We start from the raw sequence: 1,196 nt of genomic DNA, 5'->3' as shown, positions 1-1,196 counted from the left end.
AATGCGCTTCAGCACGAGTTCACGCACGAGTTCGTCCGGATCTTCGCGCATGGCCTGAAGCATGCCGGGGATCATGCGGCTCGCCGCCTCGTAACGCACGCGCCAATCGGGATCACGGTAAAAGCCGGCGAGTTCGGGCGGTGAAAGTCGGCGCGCCACCTCAAGCCGCACGCCGTCGTCCGGGTCCGTCGCAACACGCCACAGCATGTCCGCATCAATGCGGCGGGCGACGACGCGGCGCACTTCCGGCTCGTCGTCGGAGATCATCGCGGCGAGTTCGTCGGGCGCGACGCGGCGCGCCACCACCAGCCGCACGTAATAATCCTCGTCGCGCATCATGCCGAACAGGTCGGCCGGGTCGAGGAGTTGCGCGACGCGTATACGCACTTCGCGGTGCGGATCGTTGCGCAGGTTGAGGAGGTAGCGCTTCGGCAGGCGCCGCGCGGCGTTCCAGCGGACCGCCTCATCGGGATCTTTCAGGAGCGCCGGAAGACGGAAGATGTCCGCGTGCTTCGCTGCGATGGCGCGCACTTCGAAATAGGGGTGGCTGAGATAGTGGTTCGCGAATTCGCGGTTCCAGTCGAAAAAGCGGTCGACGCGGCGCGCATAGCGGTCGTTCACGCAGGCGTGGCGGAGCTTGCAGCGCCCCTCGCCGGCAAGCTCGCGATGACGGCAGCTCTCACAGGCGACCGCCTGGCCCTGCCAGTCGATCGCTTCGTTGATTTCGGAGTCCGCGTCAGTCGTCATCGTCTTGCCCCATACGGTCGAGCACGCCCTGCAATACTTTCGCGCCGATCTTGTCGGTCGGATCGAGTTCCAGCAGCTTCCACACGGCGGCGCGGGCTTCATCCATCTCCCCGAGCCGCATATTGAGATACGCATATCCTTTCAGCGAGAACAGGAAAAACCGAGGGAGCATGGCCCCGAAGTCGCCGAACGCGGCATCGTGGGCGGATACGAGCCGCCAGTCTTCGCGAAGGCCCAGATCGCGCGCGGCCTTGCGGATGCACAGTTGCGCGATCTCCAGCGTCTCTTCCAGCCGGTTCTTGTAGAAATAAAAACGGTAAAGCCCGATCAGCACCGCCGCATGGTCCGGCGCTTCCTGCCTTGCCTTGAGGAGGTGCGTCTCGGCGACCTCCGCATTCTGGTACGTGGCGGCGGCGAGATTCAAATGCCGCTGCGCCTTTTCGGGGAGG

General features: G+C 64.5%; 2 protein-coding genes. Both read right to left on the bottom strand.

Going from position 1 to position 1,196, the window contains the following annotated elements; genetic code table 11:
• On the bottom strand, positions 1 to 747 hold a 747-nt coding region (locus tag T281_RS17105; RefSeq protein WP_037242535.1), incomplete at its 3' end, for a 4Fe4S-binding leucine-rich repeat protein.
• A partial coding sequence (locus tag T281_RS19250) for a hypothetical protein (RefSeq protein ID WP_037242527.1) occupies positions 737 to 1,196 on the bottom strand: 460 nt, incomplete at its 5' end. The genes T281_RS19250 and T281_RS17105, both read right to left, overlap by 11 nt.

Source organism: Rhodomicrobium udaipurense JA643 (genome assembly GCF_000636015.1).
Taxonomy (GTDB): Bacteria; Pseudomonadota; Alphaproteobacteria; order Rhizobiales; family Rhodomicrobiaceae; genus Rhodomicrobium; species Rhodomicrobium udaipurense.
Note: the sequence above shows the minus strand (reverse complement) of the source record. Positions and strands in the feature narration are given on the sequence as shown.